This window comes from Nonomuraea sp. NPDC050556 (genome assembly GCF_044457355.1).
Classification (GTDB): Bacteria; Actinomycetota; Actinomycetes; order Streptosporangiales; family Streptosporangiaceae; genus Nonomuraea.
Window position 1 is genome coordinate 1 of the sequence record NZ_JBITGU010000011.1, and the last position, 1,882, is coordinate 1,882.

Here is a 1,882-nt window from a genome sequence, read left to right on the forward strand (position 1 = left end):
TTCCGTTGTCTTTTGCTCAGCGGCGTTTGTGGTTCGTGGGTCAGCTGGAGGGTCCTAGTCCCACCTATAATGTCCCTCTCATTTTGCGCTTGGAGGGAAGGATTGACCGGCAGGCGTTGCAGGATGCCCTCAATGACGTGATTGCACGTCACGAGATATTGCGGACGCTGTTTGTGGCGCGAGACGGCGTCCCGTTCCAGCAGATCGTTCCTGTCGATCAGGCGCGGATGGAAGTGATCTGGGCCGAGGTCGATTCAGCCGATGTGACGGGACGCGTGGCGGAAGCATGCCGGTATGCCTTCGACCTGGGCGTTGAGCTCCCGATCCGGGCAGAGGTGTTCAGCTCTGGGCCCGAGGAGCAAGTGCTGGTGCTGCTCATGCATCATATCGCTTGCGATGGTTGGTCCATGGGGCCTCTCAGCCGAGATCTGGCCACCGCGTATGGCGCCCGGCTGAGTGGTCAGCTCCCGCAATGGGAAGCATTGCCGGTGCAGTATGTGGATTACACGCTATGGCAGCAGGATCTGCTCGGTTCCGAAGACGATCCCGATAGCCTCATTGCGCGTCAGGCCGCCTACTGGCGGCAGGCACTGGCTGAACTCCCGGAAGAGCTTGAACTGCCTTTCGACCGGCCTCGACCTGCGACGGCCAGCCATCTCGGCGGATCTGTGAACTTCTCCATCGACGCCGCGATCACCACCAGAATCGTCGAGTTGGCCCGCGAGAACGGCACCACCCCCTTCATGGTTCTCCAAGCCGCCTTGGCCGTCCTGCTCTCCGGCATGGGTGCTGGCACCGACATCCCCATCGGAACCCCTGTGGCTGGTCGCTCCGATGAAGCACTCGACAGCCTCATCGGATTCTTCGTCAACACCTTGGTCCTGCGCGCTGACCTATCCGGGCGCCCCACCTTCCGAGAACTACTCGCCCGCGTCCGCGATACCGATCTAGCAGCCTTTGAACATCAAGACCTGCCCTTCGAACGACTAGTAGAGCTTCTCAACCCCACCCGCTCGCTAGCCCGGCACCCGCTGTTCCAAATCTTGCTGGTTTTGCAAAACAACACCCAAGCCGACTTCCGCCTGCCCACTCTCATCACTCAGGAATACAACGATACCGACACCGCCGCCGCCAAATTCGATCTCGCCTTCTACCTCCAACAAGACAACGACGTATTCATCGGCTCTATTAGCTACGCAACAGATCTATTTGATTCAGGCACGGTGGAAACCCTCGCCGCACGGTTTGCATTCCTGCTGGATAGCGTGACCACACAACCTGACGCACGCATCGATCAGATCGACATGCTCACCGAGCAGGAACGTCACCAGATTCTGGTGGAATGGAACGGCTCGTCCAAGGAGATCCCCTCCACGACGCTACCGGAACTATTCCAGACTCAAGTTCTGCTCACCCCTGACGCCACAGCGTTGACCTTCGGTGACACAGAGCTGACCTACGCCGAGCTCGACACCCACGCCAACCAGCTGGCCCATCACCTGATCGGCCAGGGAGCAGGGCCAGAGAAACTCGTGGCGCTAGCCCTGCCACGCTCAGAACAAATGGTGATCGCGCTACTGGCGGTACTCAAGGCAGGCTCAGCCTATCTACCCATCGACCCTGACTACCCGGCAGAGCGCATCCGCTACATGCTCCAAGACGCCCGCCCCCTCCTCCTGCTCACCACAGAATCAGCCAGCAAAGACCTCCCGCAGGAAATAGAGACCCCCCGCGTAATACTGGACCAAACAGCCACCACCACCCGCATCACAAACGAGAGAAAGACGTCCCCGACCAACACTGACCGCCACACACCACTAAGACCAGAACACCCCGCCTACGTCATCTACACCTCCGGCTCCACCGGCCGCCCCAAAGGCGT

Annotated in this window: 1 protein-coding gene; it reads left to right on the forward strand. The window is 59.9% G+C overall.

Annotated elements, in window-relative coordinates; translation table 11 throughout:
• Positions 1-35: 35 nt before the first annotated feature.
• Positions 36-1,882 (forward strand): condensation domain-containing protein (locus ACIBG8_RS54655; protein ID WP_397351390.1); only part of this gene is annotated, 1,847 nt, incomplete at its 3' end.